The 23,988-nt window shown below is 64.3% G+C and carries 21 protein-coding genes and 1 pseudogene; 8 read left to right on the top strand and 14 right to left on the bottom strand.

Features of this window, described 5'->3' with window-relative positions; all coding sequences use genetic code 11:
• Nucleotide 1: 1 nt before the first annotated feature.
• From ACFIMZ_RS26750 to ACFIMZ_RS26720, 7 genes are all read right to left on the bottom strand, one after another.
• Nucleotides 2–202, bottom strand: a complete 201-nt coding sequence (locus ACFIMZ_RS26750; protein WP_431825281.1) for a hypothetical protein — start codon at nucleotides 200–202, stop codon at nucleotides 2–4.
• The gene (locus ACFIMZ_RS26745) at nucleotides 162–1,670 is read right to left on the bottom strand and encodes a replication endonuclease (protein ID WP_431825280.1); all 1,509 of its coding nucleotides are present in this window, start codon (nucleotides 1,668–1,670) and stop codon (nucleotides 162–164) included. The genes ACFIMZ_RS26750 and ACFIMZ_RS26745 overlap by 41 nt, the downstream gene beginning before the upstream one ends.
• Before the next feature lie 296 nt (nucleotides 1,671–1,966).
• Nucleotides 1,967–2,206 carry a hypothetical protein gene (locus tag ACFIMZ_RS26740; protein ID WP_431825279.1) on the bottom strand — a complete coding sequence of 80 codons (240 nt, stop codon included), beginning with the start codon at nucleotides 2,204–2,206 and terminating at the stop codon, nucleotides 1,967–1,969.
• Nucleotides 2,207–2,208: 2 nt separating this feature from the next.
• A complete protein-coding gene (locus ACFIMZ_RS26735) occupies nucleotides 2,209–2,415 on the bottom strand; it encodes a hypothetical protein (RefSeq protein ID WP_431825278.1) in 207 nt (68 codons plus the stop codon).
• Nucleotides 2,416–2,419: 4 nt separating this feature from the next.
• The gene (locus tag ACFIMZ_RS26730; protein ID WP_431825277.1) at nucleotides 2,420–2,641 is read right to left on the bottom strand and encodes a hypothetical protein; all 222 of its coding nucleotides are present in this window, start codon (nucleotides 2,639–2,641) and stop codon (nucleotides 2,420–2,422) included.
• Between the two features lie 2 nt (nucleotides 2,642–2,643).
• Complete coding sequence (locus tag ACFIMZ_RS26725) at nucleotides 2,644–2,766, bottom strand: hypothetical protein (RefSeq protein WP_431825276.1); 123 nt, start codon at nucleotides 2,764–2,766, stop codon at nucleotides 2,644–2,646.
• A complete protein-coding gene (locus tag ACFIMZ_RS26720; protein ID WP_431825275.1) occupies nucleotides 2,766–2,936 on the bottom strand; it encodes a hypothetical protein in 171 nt (56 codons plus the stop codon). The genes ACFIMZ_RS26725 and ACFIMZ_RS26720 overlap by 1 nt, the downstream gene beginning before the upstream one ends.
• A gap of 363 nt (nucleotides 2,937–3,299) precedes the next feature.
• On the opposite strand from ACFIMZ_RS26720, the gene ACFIMZ_RS26715 reads away from it, so the two are divergent.
• Nucleotides 3,300–3,722: a helix-turn-helix domain-containing protein gene (locus ACFIMZ_RS26715; RefSeq protein WP_431825274.1), complete on the top strand. Its 423-nt coding sequence runs from the start codon at nucleotides 3,300–3,302 to the stop codon at nucleotides 3,720–3,722.
• Nucleotides 3,723–3,821: 99 nt separating this feature from the next.
• Here the strand turns inward: ACFIMZ_RS26715 and ACFIMZ_RS26710 are convergent, their stop codons facing one another.
• Nucleotides 3,822–4,685, bottom strand: coding sequence for a 4a-hydroxytetrahydrobiopterin dehydratase (locus tag ACFIMZ_RS26710; protein ID WP_431825273.1), 864 nt, complete (start codon nucleotides 4,683–4,685; stop codon nucleotides 3,822–3,824).
• A 119-nt stretch (nucleotides 4,686–4,804) separates the two neighbouring features.
• On the opposite strand from ACFIMZ_RS26710, the gene ACFIMZ_RS26705 reads away from it, so the two are divergent.
• From ACFIMZ_RS26705 to ACFIMZ_RS26680, 6 genes are all read left to right on the top strand, one after another.
• On the top strand, nucleotides 4,805–4,984 hold the full coding sequence (locus tag ACFIMZ_RS26705) for a hypothetical protein (RefSeq protein WP_431825272.1): 180 nt from the start codon (nucleotides 4,805–4,807) through the stop codon (nucleotides 4,982–4,984).
• 26 nt (nucleotides 4,985–5,010) lie between these two features.
• A complete protein-coding gene (locus ACFIMZ_RS26700; RefSeq protein ID WP_431825271.1) occupies nucleotides 5,011–5,244 on the top strand; it encodes a flavin reductase family protein in 234 nt (77 codons plus the stop codon).
• A gap of 105 nt (nucleotides 5,245–5,349) precedes the next feature.
• Nucleotides 5,350–5,865, top strand: coding sequence for an NHLP leader peptide family RiPP precursor (locus ACFIMZ_RS26695; protein ID WP_431825270.1), 516 nt, complete (start codon nucleotides 5,350–5,352; stop codon nucleotides 5,863–5,865).
• Nucleotides 5,866–5,988: 123 nt separating this feature from the next.
• Entirely contained in the window at nucleotides 5,989–7,518 is a 1,530-nt protein-coding gene (locus ACFIMZ_RS26690; protein ID WP_431825269.1) for a radical SAM family RiPP maturation amino acid epimerase, read from the top strand.
• Complete coding sequence (locus tag ACFIMZ_RS26685; protein ID WP_431825268.1) at nucleotides 7,515–9,566, top strand: RiPP maturation radical SAM C-methyltransferase; 2,052 nt, start codon at nucleotides 7,515–7,517, stop codon at nucleotides 9,564–9,566. The genes ACFIMZ_RS26690 and ACFIMZ_RS26685 overlap by 4 nt, the downstream gene beginning before the upstream one ends.
• A 10-nt stretch (nucleotides 9,567–9,576) precedes the next feature.
• Nucleotides 9,577–11,589, top strand: coding sequence for a RiPP maturation radical SAM C-methyltransferase (locus ACFIMZ_RS26680; protein ID WP_431825267.1), 2,013 nt, complete (start codon nucleotides 9,577–9,579; stop codon nucleotides 11,587–11,589).
• A 28-nt stretch (nucleotides 11,590–11,617) separates the two neighbouring features.
• On the opposite strand, the gene ACFIMZ_RS26675 is transcribed toward ACFIMZ_RS26680, so the two are convergent.
• A complete protein-coding gene (locus ACFIMZ_RS26675; protein WP_431825266.1) occupies nucleotides 11,618–13,600 on the bottom strand; it encodes a methyltransferase domain-containing protein in 1,983 nt (660 codons plus the stop codon).
• A 117-nt stretch (nucleotides 13,601–13,717) separates the two neighbouring features.
• Between ACFIMZ_RS26675 and ACFIMZ_RS26670 the strand changes: the two genes are divergently transcribed.
• Entirely contained in the window at nucleotides 13,718–15,253 is a 1,536-nt protein-coding gene (locus tag ACFIMZ_RS26670; protein WP_431825265.1) for a hypothetical protein, read from the top strand.
• Here ACFIMZ_RS26670 and metX read toward each other — a convergent pair.
• From metX to ACFIMZ_RS26645, 5 genes and pseudogenes are all read right to left on the bottom strand, one after another.
• Nucleotides 15,236–16,384, bottom strand: a complete 1,149-nt coding sequence (metX, locus tag ACFIMZ_RS26665; protein ID WP_431825264.1) for a homoserine O-acetyltransferase MetX — start codon at nucleotides 16,382–16,384, stop codon at nucleotides 15,236–15,238. The two genes, ACFIMZ_RS26670 and metX, sit on opposite strands and share 18 nt — an antisense overlap.
• 148 nt (nucleotides 16,385–16,532) lie before the next feature.
• The gene (locus ACFIMZ_RS26660) at nucleotides 16,533–16,976 is read right to left on the bottom strand and encodes an N-acetyltransferase family protein (protein ID WP_431825263.1); all 444 of its coding nucleotides are present in this window, start codon (nucleotides 16,974–16,976) and stop codon (nucleotides 16,533–16,535) included.
• A gap of 586 nt (nucleotides 16,977–17,562) precedes the next feature.
• A pseudogene (locus tag ACFIMZ_RS26655) lies at nucleotides 17,563–17,976 on the bottom strand (hypothetical protein); the annotation flags it as partial.
• 294 nt (nucleotides 17,977–18,270) lie between these two features.
• Nucleotides 18,271–22,764 carry an RHS repeat-associated core domain-containing protein gene (locus ACFIMZ_RS26650; RefSeq protein WP_431825262.1) on the bottom strand — a complete coding sequence of 1,498 codons (4,494 nt, stop codon included), beginning with the start codon at nucleotides 22,762–22,764 and terminating at the stop codon, nucleotides 18,271–18,273.
• Entirely contained in the window at nucleotides 22,761–23,987 is a 1,227-nt protein-coding gene (locus ACFIMZ_RS26645; RefSeq protein WP_431825261.1) for a hypothetical protein, read from the bottom strand. Before ACFIMZ_RS26645 ends, ACFIMZ_RS26650 begins: the two co-directional genes overlap by 4 nt.
• Between the last annotated feature and the right edge of the window lies 1 nt (nucleotide 23,988).

Genomic DNA, 23,988 nt, shown 5'->3' with positions numbered 1-23,988 from the left:
GTTACAGCGCCTCGACCGCTTCCACCAGCCGCCGCACGGCGTCGATCTGCCGCGCCGCGAGCATCCGCTCGACAGGCGTCAGCTGGTCGAATAGCGTGCGCAGCGCGCGCGCTTCCCGCCGCGCCACCGCGATACGCGCCACATCGACCGGTTTTCCCCACTCAGCAGGGGGCGAACCCGCCGTATCGTTCTGATTTTTCATAGTCCGAAATCCAATCGGCCAACTCGCCGTCGCCGGCAGCATCGCCGCGCGTACAGTTATTGACACAAGTCCAAGCGCGGGCGATGCCCGCGTGAACACCCTCGCGCACTCGACGGGAGACGATCTCCCATGCGTGACGCACGCTTTTCACCAGCACCTCAACCAGCTTGCGACGGCCCGGTACGATGCCGTCGCGGTACGTGATCCAGCCGCACGCGCGCACGCCGCGCACTACCTCGCCGATCGGCTCGCCGTAACGGCCCTCGCGCCCGTCAAAATCCTTAGCCAACTGGATAGGTCGAGCATCGCGCGCGATCCCGATGCCCCCGTTTGCCTTGATGAAGTCAGCCCACGACGCGCCGCGAACCGTGCCATCCTGACTTTCTCCCTTGTTGCACGCGCGGTGCGCGTCATGCAGTAGAGCCGGTGCATCCCCCGGAATCTCATCCACGCGGCGTAGCTCCCGCCATACCGTGACCGGCGGTCCACCCACCTGCTGAAATTGACGTATTCGCCATGTGGACGCCCACGCCTCAACGCGGGCCGACGATTCAAGCGCCGGATTGCCATACAGGTCATCCCCCACGGCATAGCCGTCGATGTTTTTCGAAACGTACTTCGCGACGTAGCCCGCCGCGCTGCCCTTGTTCCAGTCGATCGGCTTGAAGTCCGCGCGATGGAATTTGGCTCCCTTCTCGTCCGGCGAGTCCTTCAGCGCGTAGCGGCGCACGATCGCGCACACGCGCGGCAGCGCGGCGCGCCGCACGCCGCCGCGCCAGCCTGGCGCGAAGAACACCAGCACGTGCCAGTGCGGCGTGCCGTCGTGGTTCGGCTCGGCGATGCGGAAGCCGTACCACTGCACGCCAGCACGCGCGAGCGCCGCGCGCAGCCGCGCCCACATGGCCGACAGGTATTTCTGAGCCTCGCCCGGCGTCGTGCCGTCGTACAGCGGATTCGGCCGCGCCTTCACGCGGTTGTGCCACTTCCGCCCCTTCTTCCATTTGTGCATGCGCGACGGGCAGGTGATGGTGAGGAACAGGCCGATGTGCCCCATGTCGCGCGCGATCTGCTCGAAACCGTTGATGCGCGTCATCAATTCGCCACGGCGAATCGCCTTGTTCGCGACGCCGCGCGCGGCGAGTTCGGCGAGCGTGAACTCGTCGCCCTCTTCGTTGCGCGCGATGGTCTGCTCGAGCATCGCGGCGTTGCGCTTGCGCTGCTGCGTGCGGCGGTCGAGCGACTCGTCCGACACGTACATGTCGCGCGCCGCGTTGACGTAGCCGAGCGCGATCGCCGCGGCTTCGACGTGCCGCGCGTGCATGCGGCGCAGCGCCCTGCGCCACCACAGCGGATCCGTCATGCGCTTGATGGCCGGCACGTCGCGCGTGCCCTTGATTTCGCCGGTACGCGGGTCGATGCGCTCGACCTCCGGCGCGTCGCACTGGTGCGCCTCGACGATGCGCGTCATCGCCTCGCGCGCCGCGCGCGGCTCGTGGTAGAGCTCGGCGACGCTCGCGCACGCGAGCGCGAGCTCGGTCGCTCGGTCGCAGATCACGCCGTCGTTCGCGCCGAGCGGCAGGCGCACGGCGTCGAGTTGTTCGGTGAGGGAAAGCAGGAACAGGTTGGCATTCCGCCGCGCGTCCGGCGCGCTCGTCGCGCGCTGCTCGTCGTACTGGTCGAGGATGCGCGCGCGCCAGCGCGGCGGGAGCCCCGCGACGCGCGCGGCGCTCCACTCATCATCGGACGACAGGCGGCAGTAGGCCATCAGAGGTCGAATGCCAGTTCGTCGGCCGGGACGATCAGATGAAGCGGCGCCTCACCGTTCGCGATCTCGACCAGCGCGTGACCGCCCGGAATCGAGCAGTGACACGCGTTCGCGTCTTTCGGGCCGACGTGCGCAACCTTGCCGCGCCAGCCGTCGCAATACGCGTAGAACTCGCCGCGCGCGTCGATCCGCACGCGGTCGCCCGTGCGGAATCGCGAACCGATGAAAGCGCCGCCCATGGTCAGTTCACGTTGTGGATGTTGACCTGATCCGGCGTCGCGTTGACGACCTTGACCGGCTTGCCGTCCGCCGTCTCGTCCAGGCGGATGGACAGCACCTTGTCGGTGCCGTCCGGGTTGCGCTCTACGTTCTGCACGACGCCCGCGCGGCCCGCGTCCGGGTGATTCGCATCCGCCTTGATGACGGCGGTATCCCATGCCTTCGACATTGCCCTACTCCTGAAAAAAGATGGCGCGCGCCGTCGCAATAGAACCCGACCGGGCCGGCGCGCGCCGATCCGCCTGAGGCCGGTGTTTTGAAAGCAGGTCTCGGATGCGCGCTAGCGCGGCGTCGCCGGCCGGCGTGGCGCGGATGTTCGCCACGCCCGGTTGCCGGCGCGCGACGAACGAGGCGTGATACTCGCCCGCGTAGCCGATGTCGCCGTCTTCGATCATGGTCAGCACCCGCCTCGCGCGGGCGCGACGCCCGGCGCAATCAGGTTGAGCGCGAGGCGGCGCAGTTCGGGCGACAACGGATCGTCGCGGCGCAGTTCGATCAGGTCGGATGCGGTGCGGCTCATCAGTGCACCTCGCCCGAGCGCACGAACGCGAGCGCCGCCATCGGCAGCCTGCTCGACCACTCCCCGACGTAGTCCATGTCCGGGACGAGCGTAAGCACCCGCCCGAAATCATCGACGACCTTGAACGGGTCGATCACCGGTTCGCAATCCCGATAGTGGTTCGCCACCATGGTCACGCCCCCAGCCAGTAGAAGAACGCGTCGAGCGCGCGAGCGATGCGCGAGCTGCGGCGGAAGTACGGACCCTCGACCGTGAAGCCCCCGAGCGCCGTTGTTCGAACCCCACAAAGTTGTAACGATTTTTTGCGCATTGCCGCATCCCCCGATGATCCCTATCCCTCTGAAGAAAACTCGCCCCACGCCTTGCGGGATGGCCGTCCCGCGCCGTCGGGAATGGGTGAAACGGTGGCGCTTTTGGGGCGAGTGATCGGAAGAATAGTTACATGCTGTGTAACTGTCAATGTCGATGTAACGTTGCAGACTGATTGACGTTCGCCTATGGTTCAGCTTGGGTGAAGTCAATAGGGAGGGTGTATGAAAACAACAATCCAGTATCTGGACGCGCTGAAGAAGCGCCTTGACCTGCCGTCCGACTATGCCGCCGCTCAGGCTCTGGGCGTGACGCGCGCTGCGGTCAGTCGCTACCGGAACGGACTTTCCGTGTTCGACGAGGCCACCGCCTACCGTGCTGCCGAGTTGCTCGGCCTCGATCCGCTTGAGGTTGTCTCTGCCTGCAAGGCCGAGAGCGCGACCGACGCACGCATGCGCCGCATGTGGGAGAACGCCTGGGGAAAAGCGACGGGAGCGACGATCACGGCAGCGATAGCCGTGGCTATGGTCGGGCTAGTCGCCGCTCCCTCGCCCGCGCGATCAGCGCCAATCCACGATGAAAATGCTCAGTCTTCACGTTATGTCAACTTTCATCCAACGTATTTCAGACTCGCCCCTGTTGAATGACCGTTACTCCCGTGGATCGTTGCCGACCAACTGGCTACACGCGTACTACAGTGTGAACACCCTTCATTTTGGGTGGCTAAGCCCAGCCGCGCCCCCGACTCACTGCCGACGTCGCGGCTGAGGATACCGTGCCGCTAGATTGTCAAGATAATCGGCAAGTGCGACGTCGAGCTCAGACGGTTTGTGCCCGATGTCCCACGTGCTGAGCCAGACCGAGACTGTTCGCCAGACGTTCTCCCAGCGGGGATGATGTTGACGTCGTGAAATTTCCGGAACGGCGGCGTTCATAAAAGCCATTGCGTCCTCGAACGACGCAAACTCAAATGCACGATATAGCTCATAGCTTTGTACGCCATGCATACCGGGAAAATCGGATGAGACGCATTTCCATTCTGGCAAGCTATTCAAAGCCACGCGAAGTTCACCCTCGGTGAGATCGCGTAGCGACACCCTTGGGCTGGGATAACGCGCAGGATTGGTTGATACCCGGCGGAATCCTAACTCCTCCATTCTCGCCAACAACAACCTCAGATCAGACTCCCAATGGTCGTCCCGGAGTTCAGCAGCGCGGAAGCGTGACAATTTGGCTATCGACTCGGGGAACGCTAATGGCTCGGGCATCCGCGTACCCGATAGAAGGACGGGCATGATAGCCAGCTTCGAGTCGAGCGCGTATCGTATCTCTCTTCGCACCCAATCATCCTCGTTATCGATACGGCGTCGATTATATTTATCAGCAACCGAAAACCAGGCGGCGCCCATCACCGGCACAAGAAGCGTTGCCGAAGAAAGTGCCTCGTTTATTCGCTCCACCCAATCGTCTGACGTTCTAATCGATTCGGTATCGATGAATACGCGTTGCGCACCGAAGGTGCGAGCGACACTCTGAGCGAGCCAACGAGAAGCTGCCGAGCTGTCAGCACGTCGGTAACTTATAAAGGCTAGCGGCTCCTGTGGCTGCACCAAAATCTCCCGCACAGATCAGTTGATTTTGCATTTAATTCTGGAAATTTACTCTATATTAGAGTCAGAATTCGGTTACTTCAATCTTTTTCGAGAGACGTCGGGCACAGAGGCTATATGTGTGGCCACGCCAGCTCATCTTTCCGAGTAGCTTCATCGGCGGGGTGCTCGCGGAACGCTTTGGCTTTCGCGTCGCGTTTGCGGGATTCGCCGTCACCACGTTGCTTTTGATCGCCCCTTTCCTGCGAATCGCCACGCGGGCGGCGGCGTTGCACGCCGAGAAACCCGGCGCGCGCTGAGCGCGCTTCGATCCAAGGCATCGTGCGTGAATAACGCACTCATCGGCACTTTCCTTCAGGTGATGCGGCGGCTGACCGCCTCCGTCAAATTCGCAGTCGGCGACTGGCGGCTCACCGCGGACGGCCTGCCCTACCTCGCCGATGCGCAATCGAACCTCGTGTGCCGCGTCGCACCGGTGTTCGAGCATGGCACGCTCGCGGATATCGATTGCCGCGCGCATCCGATATCAACCAATTCATCGAATAATTCAATTAAATAAGATGCAAAAAAACCAATGAAAATCAGCTTGAACTGACAATCTTCATTTCATAAGCTTCATCGAGCGTGCGCGAACACTCCCGTTCTCACTGAAGCGAGGATACCCATGTCAAACAGCGATAAATGGCGCGTTGTGGCGGCCAACGTGATTGCGCATGCCTGGCGCGATCCTGCCTACAAGGCGAGCGTCCTGCAAAACCCCAAAGCCGCGCTGGCGGCCGCCGGCCTCACCCTGCCCGACTCGGTCCAGGTCTCGGCATTGGAAAACAGCTCGCAAAACAAGTACGTCGTGCTGCCGGCCCAGGACCGCCTCGAAGCGGACCCCGTTGCCGGAGCGAAGCTCCTCAAGGCGATTACCCCGCTGCCCAAGGGCGTGGGCGTCACGCTGCTGCAGGACACCGCGGACACGCGCCACTTCGTATTGCCGGTCCCGCCGGCCCATACCACGTTGCAGCCTCACACCGATGCGACGGCGGCCACCGCCATGGCTGCAGGCTGGGAAGCCGTCAATCTGTACACCACCGCCAACGCGGTGGGCGAAGCCAATGCGGCCGGCGTCCAGAACGTGGCTGGCGCGACCGAGGGCGTGGTCGTCGCGGTCGGCGCCGCCGTGCTGACCTGATCTCGTTCGACACGCGGTGAGCGATCCCCGGAACGCCGGCGTTTGGGGATCGCGTGAGCCGATGCGGCCCATTGACAGGACGAACCGACGCCGGCGCCGGCGTTGAACGGACGAGGAGACGGCATGGCCGACATGCGCAAAGAGCGTGAAGAGCGGGCCTGGGAAATCGCGCGCGGCTTTGGCGAGGACGTTGTCCCGCTGTTTACCGTTCCCGGCTGCGCCGATTCCGAATACGTCAGGGACGTCGCCCGGACCAAGCGCCTGCTGGAACGGTGGTCGATGGACAACGTGTTCCGCGCCAGACTCTACGAGCATCCGCAAGCAGCATGCGACGCCTACGGCATCGACATCGATCCGCAGAACATTCGGATCCTGTGGCACGAACAGGAAGCGCGTCAACGCAAGCAAGATCGGGCAAACGGCCTGCCCGCCCCCGAAGACTCCCGCTCGGTGCGGCGCTATCGCTCCTTCATTGCCGAAAAGCTGGCGTTTCGCGACTGGATGCGCGACGTCAAGGCAGGCGTTTCCGGCCGGTTCGGCCTGTGGCGGCTGCAGCAGATGCATCGCTGCACGCTGGAACTCGGGCCGGCCAAGTCGGCGGGGCTCGTGCACGCAACCGTGGCCTTCGAATTGCAGAAAGGATGTTCGGTCGGATGCTGGTTCTGTGGCGTGGGCGCGGAGAAGCTGAGCGCTCATTTTGGCTACACGCCCGAGCATGCGGCCTTGTGGCGCGACACGCTGGACGTGTGTCGCGACGTCATTGGCGATTCTGTCTTCAACGGATTCTGCTATTGGGCGTCCGATCCGCTGGACAATCCCGATTACATCCATTTCATTGCCGATTTCCGGCGCGCTTTCGGCCGGTATCCGCAGACCACCACCGCCATTCCGTTGCGCAACGAGGCAATGACGCGCGAGATCCTCGACATGGTCAGGGATTGCGCCGGCGAGATTCAGCGATTCTCGATCCTCACGCTGAAAATGCTGGACGACGTCCACAGTCGCTTCACCCCGGAAGAATTGATCAACGTGGAGCTGCTGCCGCTCAATCGCGAGTCCGGCGTGCCCAAGGCCAATGCAGGCCGCGCTCGCGTCAAGTCGCCGCGCGGCCATGTCAAGACGAGCGACGAACAGCCGCAGACCATTGCTTGCGTGAGCGGCTTCCTCTTCAACATGGTCGACCGCTCGGTCCGGATGGTGACGCCGTGCCATGCATCGGATCGCTGGCCGAACGGCTATCGCGTGCTGGCCCAAGGACATTTCGACAACGCGGAGCAGTTGCGCAAGCTCCTGATCCGGTTGATCAACGGCGCCGGGCATGTCGTCACGCCCGACACCACGGTCGCCCTCAACCCCTGCCTCGTCGCCACGACCGTGACCCCGGAGGGCTACGACATCGCGTCCATCTGGGTCAAGCGCACCCTCGTCAACTTCCCCGCGTTCGCTGCGCTCGATCGCCTGCTGCGAGACGGGGTCCACACTGCGGCCGACGTCGCGACCCGCATCGAGGACGAAACCGGCACCCCGTTGGAGGACACGTTCAACATCCTCAACGAGCTGATGCGCCTCGGCGCACTGGATACCGAACCTGCGGAGGCCGAACCGGTCGTGCAACGCGTCGTCGGCGCCGTCAAGGCCATGGACTCGGCATGACCGAGCCACAATCCGCGGCCGGCGCGCCGCCTTCCGGCGTCGACATGGTATTGGTCAACATGCCGTATGCCGGGGTCGAGCGGCCGTCGATCTCGATCGGCCTGTTGCATCGCATCCTGACGGACGCGGGATTCTCGGTTCGCTCGGACTACGCGAACGTGCGTTTTGCCGAGCGCATCGGCATTCAGGCGTATCAGTTCATCGACATCACGCGATCCGAGGATGTGGTCGGCGAATGGACGTTCCGGCAAGCGGCGTTCCCCGACTACCAGCCCGATGACGACGCCTATCTGGCGCAATTGCTGGAGCGGCTGATCATGCTCCCGGAAAGCCGCGAGCGCCTGGGCCTCGACGGCTTGCGCCGCATGCTGCACGGCATGCGTGATGCGGCCAACCGGTTCGTCACCGATACCGCGAACCGGATCCTCGAGATGCAACCGCGCATCGTCGGGTGTTCGTCCACCTTTCAGCAACACCTTGCGTCGCTTGCGCTGCTGCGGCGAATCAAGCAAATATCGCCCGGCACGGTCACCATGATGGGCGGCGCCAATTGCGAAACCGTGATGGGCCGAACCACCCATCGCAATTTTGGCTGGGTGGACTATGTCGTTTCCGGCGAGGCGGACAGCATCATCGCCCATGTCGTCGGCAGGATCCTGCGGGCGAAACCCGGCGCGGTTCCGTTCGGCCTGCCCGATGCGATCCTGACGCCGCGCCACCGAACGGCGGGCTACCCTGTCGATCCCGGCTCGAACGACGGCATGCCGCGGCACTCGTCGCCGTCGATCGAACATCTGGCGACACCCGCCTTCGGCGACTATTTCGACACCCTGCGCGACAGCGCGCTGGCCGCCGTGATCGATCCCGGCCTGCCGGTCGAAACCTCGCGCGGCTGCTGGTGGGGGCAAAAGAAGCACTGCACGTTTTGCGGATTGAACGGCGGCGGCATGGCCTATCGCAGCCGCAGCGCGGAACGCGTGCTCGGGCAATTCGACGAGCTGTCGGCGTCCTATGGCATTCGCAAGTTCGAGGTCGTCGACAACATCCTCGACATGCGCCACTTCGACACGTTGCTCCCGCAACTGCAAGGTCGCGGCTTCCGCCTGTTCTACGAAACGAAATCGAACCTGCGGCGCGACCATGTCGCGGCGCTGGCGGCCGCCGGCGTCACGTGGATCCAGCCGGGCATCGAAAGCCTGCATTCCCGGGTCCTGGCGTTGATGGACAAGGGCGCGCAAGCCTGGATGAACGTGCAGCTGCTCAAATGGGCGCGCGAATTCGGCCTGCGGCTGTCGTGGTCCATGCTGTTCGGATTTCCGGGCGAAGACGACGCCGACTACCAGGTCATGGCCGACATGGTGCCGAAGATCTGTCACATGCAGCCGCCCGGCGGCATGATCCACATTCGTTTCGACCGCTACAGCCCGTATCACGGCAAAGCGGCGGACTACGGGCTGGAGCTCGTTCCGGCCCGGCTGCTGCAGTATGTCTATCCGCTGTCGCCTGCGGACCTGATGGATCAAAGCTATTTCTTCGAGGAGCGCGGCGTCGCGGACCTGGGCCGCAACCTGTCGGTCGGGCTGACGCTCGAGCGCCCCGGAGCCGATGCGTTGCGCAAGGCGCTGGTCGCGTGGTCCAGGGCGTTCTGGTCAGGCATGCCGGCGGTGCTGTGCGAGGAACCCGACGGCGCCGGGCTTCGCCTGCTGGACACGAGACCGCTGGCGGTCGAGCGGCAGGTCCGGCTCGATGGCGCTGCCGCCGCCATCCTCAGGCTGTGCGACGGCGCGCGCAACACCGCCACGCTGCCGGAAAAGCTGCGCTCGGACGGGCGCTTCGCCGGCAGTGACGAACAGATCGCCGACGCCCTCGCCTTTTTGCTCGAACGGGCCTACGCCATCGAACTGGATGGACGGATCCTGTCGCTGACGTTGAAAGGTGATCTCCCCAGCCTGCCCGACGGCTCGGAATTTCCGGGCGGCTTCGTCTGGCGTCCGGACTACACCACGGGCAAGGTCGCCGCGCCCCCCGAAACGGCCGTGGAGGAATGAGGTCATGCCGATGCGGAGGGACGCCGACCCCGGACCGAGCCAGCACGACCACGCCGACGACGGCCCGTGCGACGTCCTGTTCGTCTATCTGCCCTATGGCGCAATCGAACGTCCGTCCATCGCGCTCGGGCTGTTGAAGCAGGTGCTCGTCGATCACGGCTTTTCGGCAAGCGTGCACTACGCGAACATCACGTTCGCCGAGCAGATCGGCTTGCCCGTTTATGACGCGATTTCCCGGCTGTCGCGAGAAATGGCCGGGGAATGGACCTTCGCCGGCGCCGCATTTCCCGGCGCCGAGACCGATCACGACGGCTACATGCGCACGCTTGGCGAGATACTGAAGCCGTCCGTCGCCGAAGCCGCCGCGCGCGAAATCGCAGCGCAACTGTGGCCCGTGCGCCGGCTGGCCGAGGTGTTCATCGCCCGCACCGTGCGCGAAATCGTGGCGCGGCGCCCGAAGATCGTCGGCGTCAGCTCGATGTTCCAGCAGCACTGCGCCGCCCTTGCGCTGCTGCGGCACCTGAAGCACGCGGATCCCGACATCGTCACCCTGATCGGCGGCGCGAACTGCGAAGACCAGATGGGGCTCGCGACGTGGCGCAATTTCCCCTTTGTCGACTACGTGGTGTCCGGCGAAGCCGATGAACTGTTGCCGGACCTGATCGCCAATGCGCTGCGATACGGCGCCAAGACCCCGCCGGCCCTGCTTCCGGCCGGTGTCCTGGGACGCGGGGGGCCGGCGGGCGTCGCCCCGCCCGCCGGCATCGGGCGGGCGCGCGTCGAGCGGCTGGACGGCAGCCCGATTCCCGATTACCGCGACTATTTCCGCCGCTTGTCGCATTCGCCGTTGCGCGACCTGATCCGCCCCGGCCTCCCGATCGAGACGGCGCGAGGCTGCTGGTGGGGCGCCGTGCGGCACTGCACTTTCTGCGGCCTGAACGGGAGTTCGATGGCGTTTCGCGCCAAGTCGCCGGAACGTGCAATCGGAGAATTCGCGACGCTCGCGGACCGGCACGGCATCAACCGTTTCATGGTGGTCGACAACATCATCGATCTCGATTATTTCAAGACCGTGCTGCCTCGTTTGCGCGCAGACCACGCCGGCGACTGGCAGATCTTCTACGAAACCAAAGCCAACCTTCGTCGCGACCAGGTCGCGCTGATGCGCGATGCCGGCGTCGCCTGGATCCAGCCCGGCATCGAGAGCCTGAACGACAATCTGCTGAAGCAGATGGCAAAGGGAACGACGGCGCTGATCAACACGCGCCTGCTCAAATGGGCGCGGGAAGACGGCTTGTTCGTGTCCTGGAACATCCTGTTCGATATTCCCCAGGAAAACGACGACGATTACCGAGACATGGCCGAGTTGATCCCGGCACTCGTCCACCTGCAGCCGCCGCAGGCGATGGTACGGATCCGCGTCGAGCGATTCAGCCCGTACCAGAAAACGCCCGAGCTTTACGAGCTGAACATTGCGCCCGCGTGGCCCTACCGCTACGTCTACCCGTTGGCGGAGCAGCAACTCGCCCAGCTTTGCTACAACTTCGACACCCTCGGCAAGGCGCGCCTGCAGACGACCGGTGACTCGATTCCCGGCGCGAGCCCGCCGATCGAGCCCGGCAGCGGCCTTGCCCTGTGTCATCAGGCCGTGACCGCCTGGCGGCAGCTTCACGCCGCCGCCGCCAAGCCGCTGCTTTGCATCACCCCGCGCGCCGACGGCAGCGCCACGGTGCTCGATACGCGTCCGTGCGCGCGCCAGCGCGTGAGCGAGGTATCGGCGGCGGCAGCCGGGATACTGGCGCTGTGCGACGGCGGAGCGACGGCGGCGCAGATCGACCGAGGCCGGCTCGCGCCGGGAGAATGGGACGCGCTGATCGGCAACCGGTGGCTGCTCGCCCTCGGCGAAAAATACCTGTCGTTGCCGGTCATGGGCGACGTACCGGCCTTGCCGGCCCGCCAACGCTTTCCCGGCGGCTACATCACGGCCGGTCCCGAATCGTCGGGGCTGCTGCTGGCGGAATGACGGCGGCACTCCACGAGAACGCGTTGCATCATGCCGGCCGACACCAGAACTGGTACATCGCGCGAAAGGTATCGGGATAAATCTCTTCGAACGCGGCCCATCCGGCGAGATCGGCATCGTCGTCCGCGGCGAGCAACGCGCGCTTGCGCGCATGGGTGTCGGGATCGAGCTGATCGAAGCCGAGGAATGCCAGCCCCAGCGCCGTCAATGCGCGGGCGATGCGGGGAATGTCGAACGGATCTTCATGTTCGTTGACCATCAGATCCCGAAAGCCGGCCAGGCTATAAAAATCGGTGTAGCGCCAGACCGATGCGAGGGCATCGTCATGAGGAAGGGCAAGCAGCCGGGCGCGCGCCGCCCGCAACGCATCGTCATCGCATGGCGGGACGACCAGGTCCGCGATGCGCCGGCGCGCCGCCGCCACGCCGCGGCGGGCCAGCGCGCTGTACAACCCGATCCGCATCGTGCCGCCGGGCGCCAGCGCCGGCATCAGCGCGCGCCAGCCGGCCTCGGGATCGGCCAGATGATGCAGCACGCCGCCGCATTCGATGTGGTCGAAGGCCCCGCCCAGCGACGCCGCATCGTGCAAGTCCACGCATGCGAACGAAATCGTCGAGATCCCCAGCGCCCTCGCCCGTGCTTCCGCATACCGCAAACTGGCGGTGCTGACGTCGATGGCAACGATGTCGGCGTCGGGCATCGCCGATGCCAGTTGCGCCGCGTGGCGTCCCGTGCCGCACCCCGCCACGAGGATCCGGGGCCGCCCGCGGGGCGCCGGAGACGACGCGTCGCGGAACGGTCCGCAGAATCCGGCAAAGCCTTGCGGCGGCCTGCGCGTGATGCGCTGCCAGACCGGGTACGCATGCGCTTCGTACTGCGCACGCAGACGTGCGGCAACGTCGCCCGATTCGACGCCCTGCGCCGTGTGCGCCGGTTCGACGTCCGGATACGCGTCGCGGATCGATCGGGCCGCATCCAGCCTGCAGTGCGCCGCTTCGTCGGCAGACACCGGCCACGCGCCGCCATTCAGCCGGCATTGAGCCGCCAACGCCCGGCACAACGCCGCATAGCGATCGCTCTCGTGCGACAGCAGCAGCCATCGCCGCACCCGGGACAGCATGCGCTCGATCGTTCGATTGGGCGGCAAGCCCTGCGAAATCAGTTCCAGCGCAAGGGGACGCGCATTCAGCAGCGCCGCCAGTGTCGCCGGATCCTCGGCGTGCCCATCCGCGCCGATCAGGCGTGCCAGGCCGGGGTCGCGCGCCAGTCTCAGCCATCCCGCCGCCGTCAGTTGCTGTGCGTCGACGTCCGCATCACGCAACAGCGCGACGAGCGGCGCTTCGTCATCGGCCGAATGCGCGATGGCGTCCGGATGAGACTTCAGCAGATCGACCAGTCGCGAACGGACAGAGGGATCGGCCGGCCAGCGTCGCACCGCGTCGAACAACAGCGGGAGCGCCGCGGCGTGTTCGCCGCGATCCGCGAGCCAGCTCGCGAGCAACGGATAGGCCGGCGCAAAATCCGGCGCATCGGCGATGCAGCAGCGTGCCTGCGCGATGGCGGCATCCAGGTCGCCTTGCGCCGCGAGGGCCGCGCCAAGGTTGAAGCGCGCCGCCACGAGGCCGGGATCGACGGCGAGCGCGCGACGAAAGTCGTTTGCCGCGCTCGCCGCCCGCCCCAACGCGAGCAACGCGCGGCCTCGATCGTTCCACAACGGCGCCGATCCCGCCGCCTGAACCAGCGGCAACGCGGCATCGAGCCGGGCAAGCGCCAGTTCCGGCAGACCGCACGCCAGCGCGACAGCCGCGGCCAGGTGCAATCCCGCTGCATCGCCGCGCTCGGCCGCGGTCTCGGCCAGCCGGTCGGCAAGCATTCGGGCGTCCTCTCGCCGCCCCGACGTCCAGGCGTCGCGAACGTGTTGCGACAGGGTTTCACCGCCCGGCGGGAGGGAAGTTGTGGAGACGCTCATGATTGCCCCGTTCGTGTCGTCGGCAAGCTCACCGCAGTCCATTCAACCGTGTCCACTCAGTGAACGATGCGTACAGCTCCTTCGCGTGATCATAGCGCGCCGTCATCGGCGTCCGAACTGCCAGCCCGCCAGGCGCGGGTCTGGCGGCAGATTTGCCATATGGCGGAAGGACTGGCCATCGCTCCCGCGATCGACAGCCTGATTCGTCACGACGCAGTAGTCGGGCGCGCGGATACGGGCGTCCCGCCCGCGTCATCGCGCAATCCCGGTTTCGTCGGCGTCGCCCGGCGTGCGCTCGCGCAGCAGGGCCGGCTGACACCGGGAGGCGCGGCGAATCGCGGCTGGTTGCGGCGGCTGGACGACTATCGTCACGTGCCCGCCCTGCTGGACCTGTATCACGCGCTGCTGACGGGCGAGCCGGGCCACGCGCAGCGCGCGACGGCCCCCCTGCCGCGAGCCTGGAAAGCGACCAGCGATCTCCCCGACCGCATCGCGACCGAATTGCTCGCGTTCGTGGCGGCGCCGACGCTTCTGGCGCTCGCCGATAGCGGGTGCTTGCCGCCGTTTCGGCCTGAATCCTTCCCGTTGCCGGCGGACGTTTGGCCCGTCGGCGCCGCGGGCCGGCATGCGCAGGCGGCGCTGCGATGGCTCGGCTGGGTCGACGGACCGGCGGCGGCCCCGCAGTTGACGACGGAAGGCCGCATGGCGGCCGCTTTTTCCGGGCAGTTCCGCTATCCGCTGTCCTACCTGCCGATGTTGACCCGCATGGACTCGCTCCTGTTCGGCGATCCGGGCGTCGCGCTGGCGCGCAGCGGCGACGCGACGGAAAGTCACGTGGACCGCGCCGCCGACATTCGCTTCTCGACCGAAGTGTTCCAGCGCAACTGCGCGCCTGTCCTGTCGGCAATGGCCGTGCCGCTCTTTCATCGCAGCCGGGGGGACAACCGGCCACGGGTCGTCGTCGACGTGGGCTGCGGCGAAGCGACGTTGCTGGTGAGCTTGCTTCGCGCCATTGCGAGCGACCCCGCTTCGGCGGACGCCGCGGAAAATCTGCTGCTGGTCGGCGTCGAAAACAATCCCGTGGCGGAGCAGGCGGCGAAGCACACGCTGGCAACCTGCGGAGCGAAGCACGTATTGATCCGCGGGGACATCTCGTACCCGGACGCCATTGCCGCGCGTCTCGCCGTCGAGGGAATCGATTTCGCCGATGCGCTCCATGTCAACAAGTCAGTCATCCACGACCGCGAAGTGGTTGACGCGTCGCCGTCGGGGGCGGCGCACGCGGAACGGCACGACGCGCGCGCCGGCCTTCCGGGTGCGAATGCCGATGACGGAATCTTCGCGCGGCCCGACGGCCGCCTCGTCGATGCATCCGCCGCGCAGGACGATCTCGTTCGTTTCTTTCGGCGCTGGCGTCCCTATCTCGTGCGTCACGGGATGATCGCGCTCGAGCCGCATGCGCTCACGGTCGACGCGGCGGCGGCCCTGTCGGGGCGCAGCATGACGGCCGTGATGGAGGCGCTGCACGGATTTTCCTGCCAGTATCTGGCCACCCTGGACCGCTTCACCGAGGCGATCGGCGTCTCGGGACTGCGCCTCGCCGCGCAGCGGCTCATCGGATCGGAACTGACCGGGCACGTGCACATGAGCTGCAGCCATCTCGTCGCCGAGCGCGATTCACGGCATGGCCTGTAGAAAACCGGCCACGACCGGCGCCAGCGCGCTGACGTCGAATTGGTAAGCCCCGTGCCCGAACGGGCTGGTCAGATGATGATGGGAGACGGCGGCGCCGTTGCTCGCGATCGCATCCGCGAGCCGCGCGATCTCGGCACGCGGGTAGCGCCAGTCCGATTCGTAGGACACCAGCAGCACCGGCTTGTCGATGGCCGACACGCCGGACGACAGGTCGGGATATCCGTCCGCCAGATCGAACAGGTCCATCGCCTTGGTCAGGCAGATCAGTGAATTGGGATCGAAGCGCAGGCTCGCGTTCGCGCGCACGCGTGCAAGAAAGGCTTCGACGGCGAATTCGGGCGCCGGAATCGCGGGCGGCGGCACACCGCCATCGGCCGCCGGTGAATCCGCCCGGCGCCGGCCGAACTTTTCCGCCAGCGTGTCCCGGTCGAGCCACAGCACGGAGCCGATCATCGCACCCAGCCCCATGCCGGCCAGCGGCCCCGGCGCCTGCCCGTAATAATCGCCGCCCTGCCAGCCGGGATCGGCGTAGATCGCCTGCCGCATCAGTTCCCACAACGCGATGGTGTACGCAGACGTGAACGGCGTCGCGCTGATGGCGATCGCGCACGACAAGCGCGTCGGATGACGTCGCGCGAATTCCAGTACCTGGAAGCCGCCCATGCAGCCGCCGGCGACCGCGCGAAAGCGGGGAATGTCCAGGCGGTCCTGCAATCGGGCCCATGCATCGGCCATGTCCGCCATGGTGACGCGCGGAAAGCGCATGCCGAAAGGCTGGCCGGTATGCGGATCCGTGGCGGCCGGCCCCGTCGATCCGGCGCATCCGCCCGGCACGTTCGCACAGACGACGAAGTGGCGATCCGTATCGAACATCCGGCCCGGGCCGATCGCCAGTTGCCACCATGGCTGCGGCGGCCCGCCGGGCAGCGGGGCTCCGGCCGCGTTCTGGCTTCCCGTCAGTCCATGGCAAATCATGATCGCGTTATCGCGAGCGTCGTTCAGCCTGCCATACGTTTCCACAGCCAGATCCAGGCGAGCAAGCATGCCGCCGGTCACCATGCGCATCGGCTCGTCGAACGAGACCGTGAAGCGGCGTTGGTCCAGGCCCGGTTCCGTTTCTTTCTCGTTCATAGGCAGGTCAACCTCGCGAAAAAGTGCGGATGCCACCTCATGCTCCGCTTGAGCGGATTGAGCGTGACATCCCCGGGCGCCGCGTGCAACTGCTCGATCACACGCAGCGCGTCGTATGCCGGCGGTGCCGGCTCTCACCGATGGACAGTCATTGCCCGTCGTCGCCGTTCGACTCCAGCAGCAGGTACTCTCCGTCCTCCGCGGCGCCGACGCCGATCTCGGCGAAGCGGCTCGCGCGATAGAACGCCAGCGCCGGCGCGTTGGCACGCAGGCACTTGAGCCGGTAGCGGGTTGCCGGCCAACCCGGCAGCGCGCGCAGCAGTGCCCGGCCGATGCCGCGCCGGTGGCGCGACTGGTCCACGTACAGGTGATGAATGAAATGGTCCGGCTCCCAGACCGATACGAAGCCGGCCAGTCGGCCGCCGTCGTCCTCGGCGACCAGCAGCCGCTCGCCTTCCGTCTGCGTGTCGAAGTCGGCGAGCTGGAACGCATCGCCCGGCTGCCAGACGAAGGTTTCGCGGCGCGATCGCAGGAACAGTTCGCGCAAGGCCGGGACGTCCTCGGTCACGGCGTCGCGTATGGTGATGCTCATGAAGCGGTTACCTCGCGGTGGTAGGGGGCGCCGGGGCCTACGAACGCGACGGTCTGTCGCGCGCGGTCGATCCTGCGAGTGACGAAGGCGAACGGCGTCGCTGTTCAATTTCTTATTCTTGAAAGGCGCGCTTCTGAAAAATATTCAGGCGTGCATTGACGCATTACAGCGCGCGTTGAACGGCTCGCGCCGAATCCGAGATGTCCTTGCCGACTCCGGCCACCGTGTTGCAGCCCGTCAATGAAAACAACGCACCCAACATGATCATTTTCAACGCACAACGGCCAAACACAGCTACCCCGTGTCTTGCACGACAATTGAATGGAAACCGGCTGACTATGATACTCCCCGATCTGAGGCTGCCGCGCTGATGATATCGGCACCGCTCGGCCGTATCTTTAAGGCTGTTGTGCGCGCCTCGATGGCAAGCGGAAGATGAGCCAGAACCGTCCCGAGGCCGATCAGGCCGTCGTGACTGACGGGTTGGCTTCGAGCGAAAACACGGCTGACCGCGAGGTCGCCAAACTCTTTCGGCCGTGACGGCAGATGAGATCCGGGGTAATGGCCCAAACTACGGCATTCACGCTCAGCGCGCGCAGCGCAGCGCTGCAACCTTCTCGCTCAGCTCGCCGCGCCGCCGATCGAACGCCCCCACCGGCGACATCATCCATTCGACGACGAGCCGCAGGTTGCAGTTCATGCGCATCGATTCGTCGATCATCAGCCCGGCGTCGAGCGCATTGAACCCGGCTTCCAGCGCTTGTTCGCGTTCGCCCACCCGCTCGCGGTCGCGCCATTTCAGATACGTGGCGCCGGCGATCAGGTGCACGACGACTTACCGGTCGAACTTCTGCTCGCGTTCGGCCACCTTCAGTGCAGCCGCACGCCATGCCTCAAGCCGTGTCGGATTGCCGCCTTCGATCGTCTCGCTCAACATCACGAACAGGCACCGGAACCCGCCGCTCGCTCCGCGCTCCGAAGCCCGCGTGCATCGGTCTCGTCGCTCTTCCAGACCAGCAGCTGCGCAGCCTTGTCCTTCGAGAATCGCATCCAGTCCGTGTGCGCGTCCATGAACCTGCGCTCCACGGGAATCGTCGGTTGCCAGTTCTGCATATGTGCGACCCCGTCGCGGATTCGGCTTCATCACGATGCTCGACAGGCCGCAGACGCGCGAGAGCTGATCGAGATCGTCTGGAAACAATTCAAATACCACTGGCGACGCTTCGTCGCATGGGCCAAGGAAACCATAGACGCCCGAACTCGCCGAGGTGCTCGGCTGATACCGCACCGGATTTCAAGTCAACCTCTCGTGATCGCTTGTTGGCTTCACTTGTGTAATTTTATATTTTGCGCCTTTGTTATTATCGATAATTCCACTTATCTCGAACTCAACACCGTCACAGCTAACAGTCGCCGTAAATGTTCTAATGTTGGCGGGATCGCCCCGGTGGTTTTTAGGCGCCGCCCCTTCCACAATGCTTCTATTTAGCGCATCCAAAACGCGATTCTTTACATCATCAACACTCCAGCTGTCCGGAAACATATCCTTCCCATTCCATATCTCCTCCCCATTTCTAAAAAAGTCCGCCTTATATGGGGCGTTCAAACCATATGACTGCGACCGCCTGGTTATTCTTATTCTATGCTTTGTTTGTACGGAATCCGCATGATGCCCTCCCGTAAAACCCCAGTCGTGGAATTTTCCTTCCAGAACATGGTCCCAATCAACGTCGTCTAACGTAAACTTTGGCGGCTTAGGGGGGGCAGCGATGTCCTCGCTAGGCGACTCCCGATCCGCCTCTCCATCCTTGGATTGATTGGACCTATTATTTCCATGGGCATGAGCCCCCGAGTTTTGATCCCTTTTTTTATTTGGATTATTTTTTCGAGCAGGAAACAGTCCCAATACATCAATCAACACGAGCGGATTATCAGGATATGCATAAATATTCACCCCGCCCGACTGGCCCTTTGGGTCCGTTTGAAGATATCGACCGAGTATGGGACTGTATGACCTAAACCGGTTGCAATGCAGCCCTGTTTCCCGATCCAACCAGTGCCCCGGCCAGCGCAGGTCATACTCGACAGCATTGCCGGCTGCAACCTGTATCGCTCCGTAAGGATCGATGTCCGTTGCGCGCCACACTACCTCGCGATCGCTATTTTCGATCCACTCGGGTAATCCAACCTGATTGCAAAACACAAAATGCTCACGCCCTGTCTCTGGCAAGGCACCGACGCAAGGGTAATCAGCGAACATGAACGGCAAGAACGCCGACTCGTTCACGTACACATAGATTCGCAACCGTCCGTCCGACCTGACCTCAGCTGCCAGCCGATCGCCATCCCAGTAGTACGTAGTACGCGCGTCCGCTATCGCTTTGGCAACGCGCCGGCACAGCCCGTCGTACTCCGCCGTCCATGCTTCGCCCCGATCGCTCCACGTCACCTTCACCAGCAGGTCCAGGCTGTTGTAATGATAGGTCGTCCGGCGGTTATTCCCGTCGATCACTTCGGCCAGGTGATTCCGGTGGTCGTAGCGGAACACACCGGCAGATGAGCTGACAAGCCGGTTGCCTTCAGCGTAGCGCATCCACTTGCATGCAGCCGTCGACAACAAATTGCCGCCTCGGTCATATTCGTAGCGCCGCACGGGCCACCCATCGCGCGTTTCGCCGGTCAGCCGATGGGCAGCGTCGTATTGGTACTCGGTGGTGCCGCTCGCGCTGTCGATCACGCGCCGCAGTTCCCCGGTCGCGCTGTACTGGTACTGCACACAATGGACATCTCCTATGTCGCCCTCTGGCCAAACGAGCCGCCCGATACATCGGCCGTACCCATCGAACGCGCAGAGCATATTGGTGCCGTTACTCAGGCGCAACAGAATCCGGCCTTCCGGGGTGCGCTGGAGCCGATGGACACCGCCAGTAGGCGTGTGGATCAGCACTTCGTCATTGCCAACTGCTTCGTGGCGCACCGTGAGGCACCCGAAGTAAGTCGTGCTGGTCAGGCACCTTCCGGCATAGACGTGCTTAACGCCGGCGCCATCGCGCTCGTCGGCTGTACGCCGGCCGAGTGCATCGTACGCCATCGTGACATCGAACTTGTCTGTTGATGCCTTGGTGAAGTGGCCGCGCCGGTCATACTCGTAGCTGTGCACCTCGCCGCTTGCAAGAATACGCTTGCTGCGCAAGCCGTCGACGCCCACCTCGAAGCGCAACAGGATGTTGCCGGCGCTATCCCGTTTCTCGATCAGTCGATCGCCAGCGTCATAAGCGTACGTCTCCCGAAGCACCCCGTGGCGCTGAACACCGGTAACGCGGTTCTTGAGGTCGTATGTATAGACGCTTTCGTTGCCGTTGCCATCGACGATGGCCGCGATTTCCCGCTTCGCCGTATACCTGTATCGGACAGTGTTCCCCAGCGGGTCGGTTTCACTCTCACGCAGATTCCATGACACGGGACTGTAGAAGTAGTTACGTCCGTCCTGGTCACGACGCTGCACCAGATTTCCGGCCGCGTCATGTCGCAACCGTTCAGTCCCGCCATATTCATCGATACGGACAATAGTCCGACCGGCCGCATCGCGTTGTTCCCGCGGCGTAGATACAGGGACCTCTCGCGTAAAGATTGTCTCGACGACGCTAGCGAATTTCTGGGGCAGCAACGTCGCGCCGCTCAGGTCCTCTGATTTGACCTCACCCCATTGCAACCCTAGCGGCGTGTCGGGCACCTTGAGTGCCAACGGGTCCGGCAAATCCGGCGCTTCGTCCTTGGCAGGCCAGACGTGCTCCCAACGGTCCATACGTCCGGTGTTGCGCTCATGCGCGTCGTAGAGCCATCGCAAGACCCGCCCGCCCGAGTCGATTTCCTCGGTGATGCGCCCGCTCTCGCCGATTACATATTCCGTTGCACCTCCGTATGGATCAACGACACGGGTGATCGTCCCCACGTCGTTATAGAGAACCGTCCACCTGCCGCCATCCGCTTCAGTGACAACTGTTCGCCCCGGCTGGTACTGGAACCTGACGTGCCACATGCCGTCCTGCCCGGTGCTCTCCAAGCAGCGGCTTTCACCGTCGTAGCGATAAAAGAACGAGTAGCCGTTCGCATCGGTAAGTCGTGCCACGCGCCGCTGCGCGTCGTATTCACTGGCCGAGACTGCGTCAAGCGCGTTGCGGTAGCGGACCAGACAGCCGTCCGTATCGTATTCGTACCGAGCAATTCGGTTGATCTGTCCTTCGACTTCGGTCAGCGCGACTTCGACGATCCGCCCGGACTCGTCTTGGTGAAATTGAGCTATCCGTCGAACATGGCCTCGTACATCGGCTTGCTCGATTTTCGCGAGACACCCATGCGCATTCCAGTGCAGACTGCTGCGTGCCCCGTCACGGACATGACCCACGCAACGAGCGGACCGATCCGTTGCCGACGCCCGCTCAAACTCCAGGTCACCCGCCATCTCATGCCGGACGATGAAGCGCTCGCCGTCAAGCTGTTCGATCTCGTAGCCCTGGCAGCAGCCGCCATATGTCCCGCCCGCCCGTCTGTTGAAGGTGTATTCGGTTCCGCGCGGATCGGTGTAAATGGCGCGCGTTCGCAGCAACTGTAGTTCATGCTGCCACGCATGCCGGAATCCGTATCCGAGCACGTCGTCCCGCTTGTGCCAGCCACTGCAGTAGTGGCGGCCCCATTTGAACGGGACGACCTCGTCAGTCTCATAGTCCGTGAAATCGTTCTTTACCTCACCGGTGACGGCGCTAACCGGTTCGCCCCAGAACTCACAGGTCAGCTCCTGCGCCCATTTCGGCAGCTTCGGCCGCACCTTCTTGCCAAGGCCATGCTTGACACCATGCCACATCATCTGCGCATCCGGCATCGGCAACCCACCGATCAGAACCGTCGGGTTGCCGCCCATCAGCACGCCCATGCTCGGCTCGATCCCCGGATCCTTGCCCATCAAATTGCCAAGCAGCATCATCGCGGCATCCGCGGCCGTCTGCGCGGCCATCATCACGGCCGCCAGTTCCTCGCCATGCTTCGCGTCGGCGGCAGCGCCCGCCATGCCCGACGCAGGCCCAACTGCCATATTGCCGACCTTCCACGCCTTACCGGCACGCCCCATCCAGCGCGCCCGGCTCGACATCTCGGCCGCCTCGCTCGCGGCTTCCTCGCCCTTCGCCGCAGCACCCTGCGCTTCTCCGCCGGACTTCCCCGCATGCCCCATCGGATTGCAATGCCGCGTCATGTCGATTCCCATGCGCGCGGCACGCATCCCGCCGATGAACGTATTGCTCGAACCCGTCTGAATATCGAAGTACGGCGTCAGCCCGCCACAGGTAGGCGCAATACCGATGTCCAGCACGCGGGCCGCAGGGGTACCGCCGATCAGCACGCTCAAACAACCGCTGCCGATCGTCGCACCGATACTCGGCAACGGAAAACCGCTGCTCGGCGGATGACTGTGCGCATGAGGCGTGCCGAGATGCGGCACGCCGATCGTGGCAGCCGGCATCCCCCGCATCTTGTCGAGCAGCGGAATCTGCGCGATGCCGGTATTGAGCAACTGCGACGGCGCACTTTGCAGGGATGCAAGCGCATTCACCGCCTCGCTGACATGATGGAGCGCGCCGCCGTCCGACGAGAACGTCTGCTTGAACGGATCGAAGGTCGACTTGACCGTATCGAGCAGCGACTCGCACGCGGTGTCTGCCTTCGATTCCGATTGCGTCGCATGGCTCTCGGACGGCTCGGATGCGCGCGTCAACCGGTTTGCCGATTCACTCATTGCCGTACCCGTTCATATCCGGCCATCGAATCATGCGCGACCGGCGCCGAGGTGCCACGCAGGCGAGCCACGTAAAGCGGATCCTTTTCGAGCTCGTACGCCCTCGCCTCGGTTTTCAGTCCGGCGTTCCCGCAAAGCGACACGAGCCGATCGAGGATGCCGATGCGTTGTCGTTCGCAGCCGAACTGCTCGCACAGACCCTTCGCATCGATCCAGCCCTTCGCGGCTTCCGCCGCCTTGCCGCACGCGAGCAGCGCGACGCCACCTTTCTCCATCGCCTCGATCTTCGTATGCACGAGCATCAGCCTGCCGGCGGCACCGCTCGCCAGCTCGAAATAGACAGCCGCCTTCGCATGTTCGCCGAGCGCGTTGCAGCAATTGCCTATCGCCATCAGCGAATTGAGCACGACCAGCAGATTGCGACCATCCAGCGCGGCCGGCAGCGCCCGTACGTACCAGTCCTTTGCGTCGCGCGGCGCCCCGTGGCGCAACGCCACATCACCCAGGCCATGCAATGCCACGGCACAACCTGTCGCATCCTTGCGCTCCGCATGAAACGCAAAGAGCGCGTAATACTTGCGCTGTGCGTCGGGCAGCCGGCCGTGCGCGAGGTCGATCGCCGCGATCTGCATCAAGGCCCCCATGCGCTGCTCGATCGGCTGCGCCGCATCGTTCGCGGTGGCGACCAGATTGCGGGTTGCCTTTTCGGACGAGAAATCCACCGGAAGGATCAACACATGCTCTGCCTTTTTCTCGCGAGCGAGCGGAATCAGGCATGGATGATTCCGCTCGTCGCGGATGCAGAACCGATGCCCTTCCATCCAGCCTTCAAAGCCGTTCAGCGCCAGACATGGCAGCATCAACTTCGCGAAGCCGCCGACGTCGCCAACCGGTGACGGCAACCAGGCCCAGACGACCTTCACGCCTTCCGGCACCAGCGTGCGAACATGCATGACGGCATCGCGCAGCCGTTCCGCGGGTGCGCGCCTCGGATCGGTACACGTCAGCGGCAATGACAACCACCCCGCTTCGCCACGCTCGACGCGCGCCCCGTTCTCTTCGTCGATCTGCCGGGCAAGCGTCTCCATGCACGTCTGAAGGTATGCGCCCGCCGCGTCGCATGGAAACGGAAAGATCAGGAAAATCGCATCGCCAACGCGCTCGTCGAGCGATTGCATCATTTTCAGAAGAGGCACGACGTCGTTATCGGTCGCTTCGAGCAAC

The organism is Burkholderia sp. F1 (assembly GCF_050813845.1).
GTDB lineage: Bacteria > Pseudomonadota > Gammaproteobacteria > Burkholderiales > Burkholderiaceae > Burkholderia > Burkholderia ubonensis.
The sequence above is the reverse complement of the archived record's forward strand: the minus strand, read 5'-3'. Positions and strand labels throughout refer to the sequence as shown.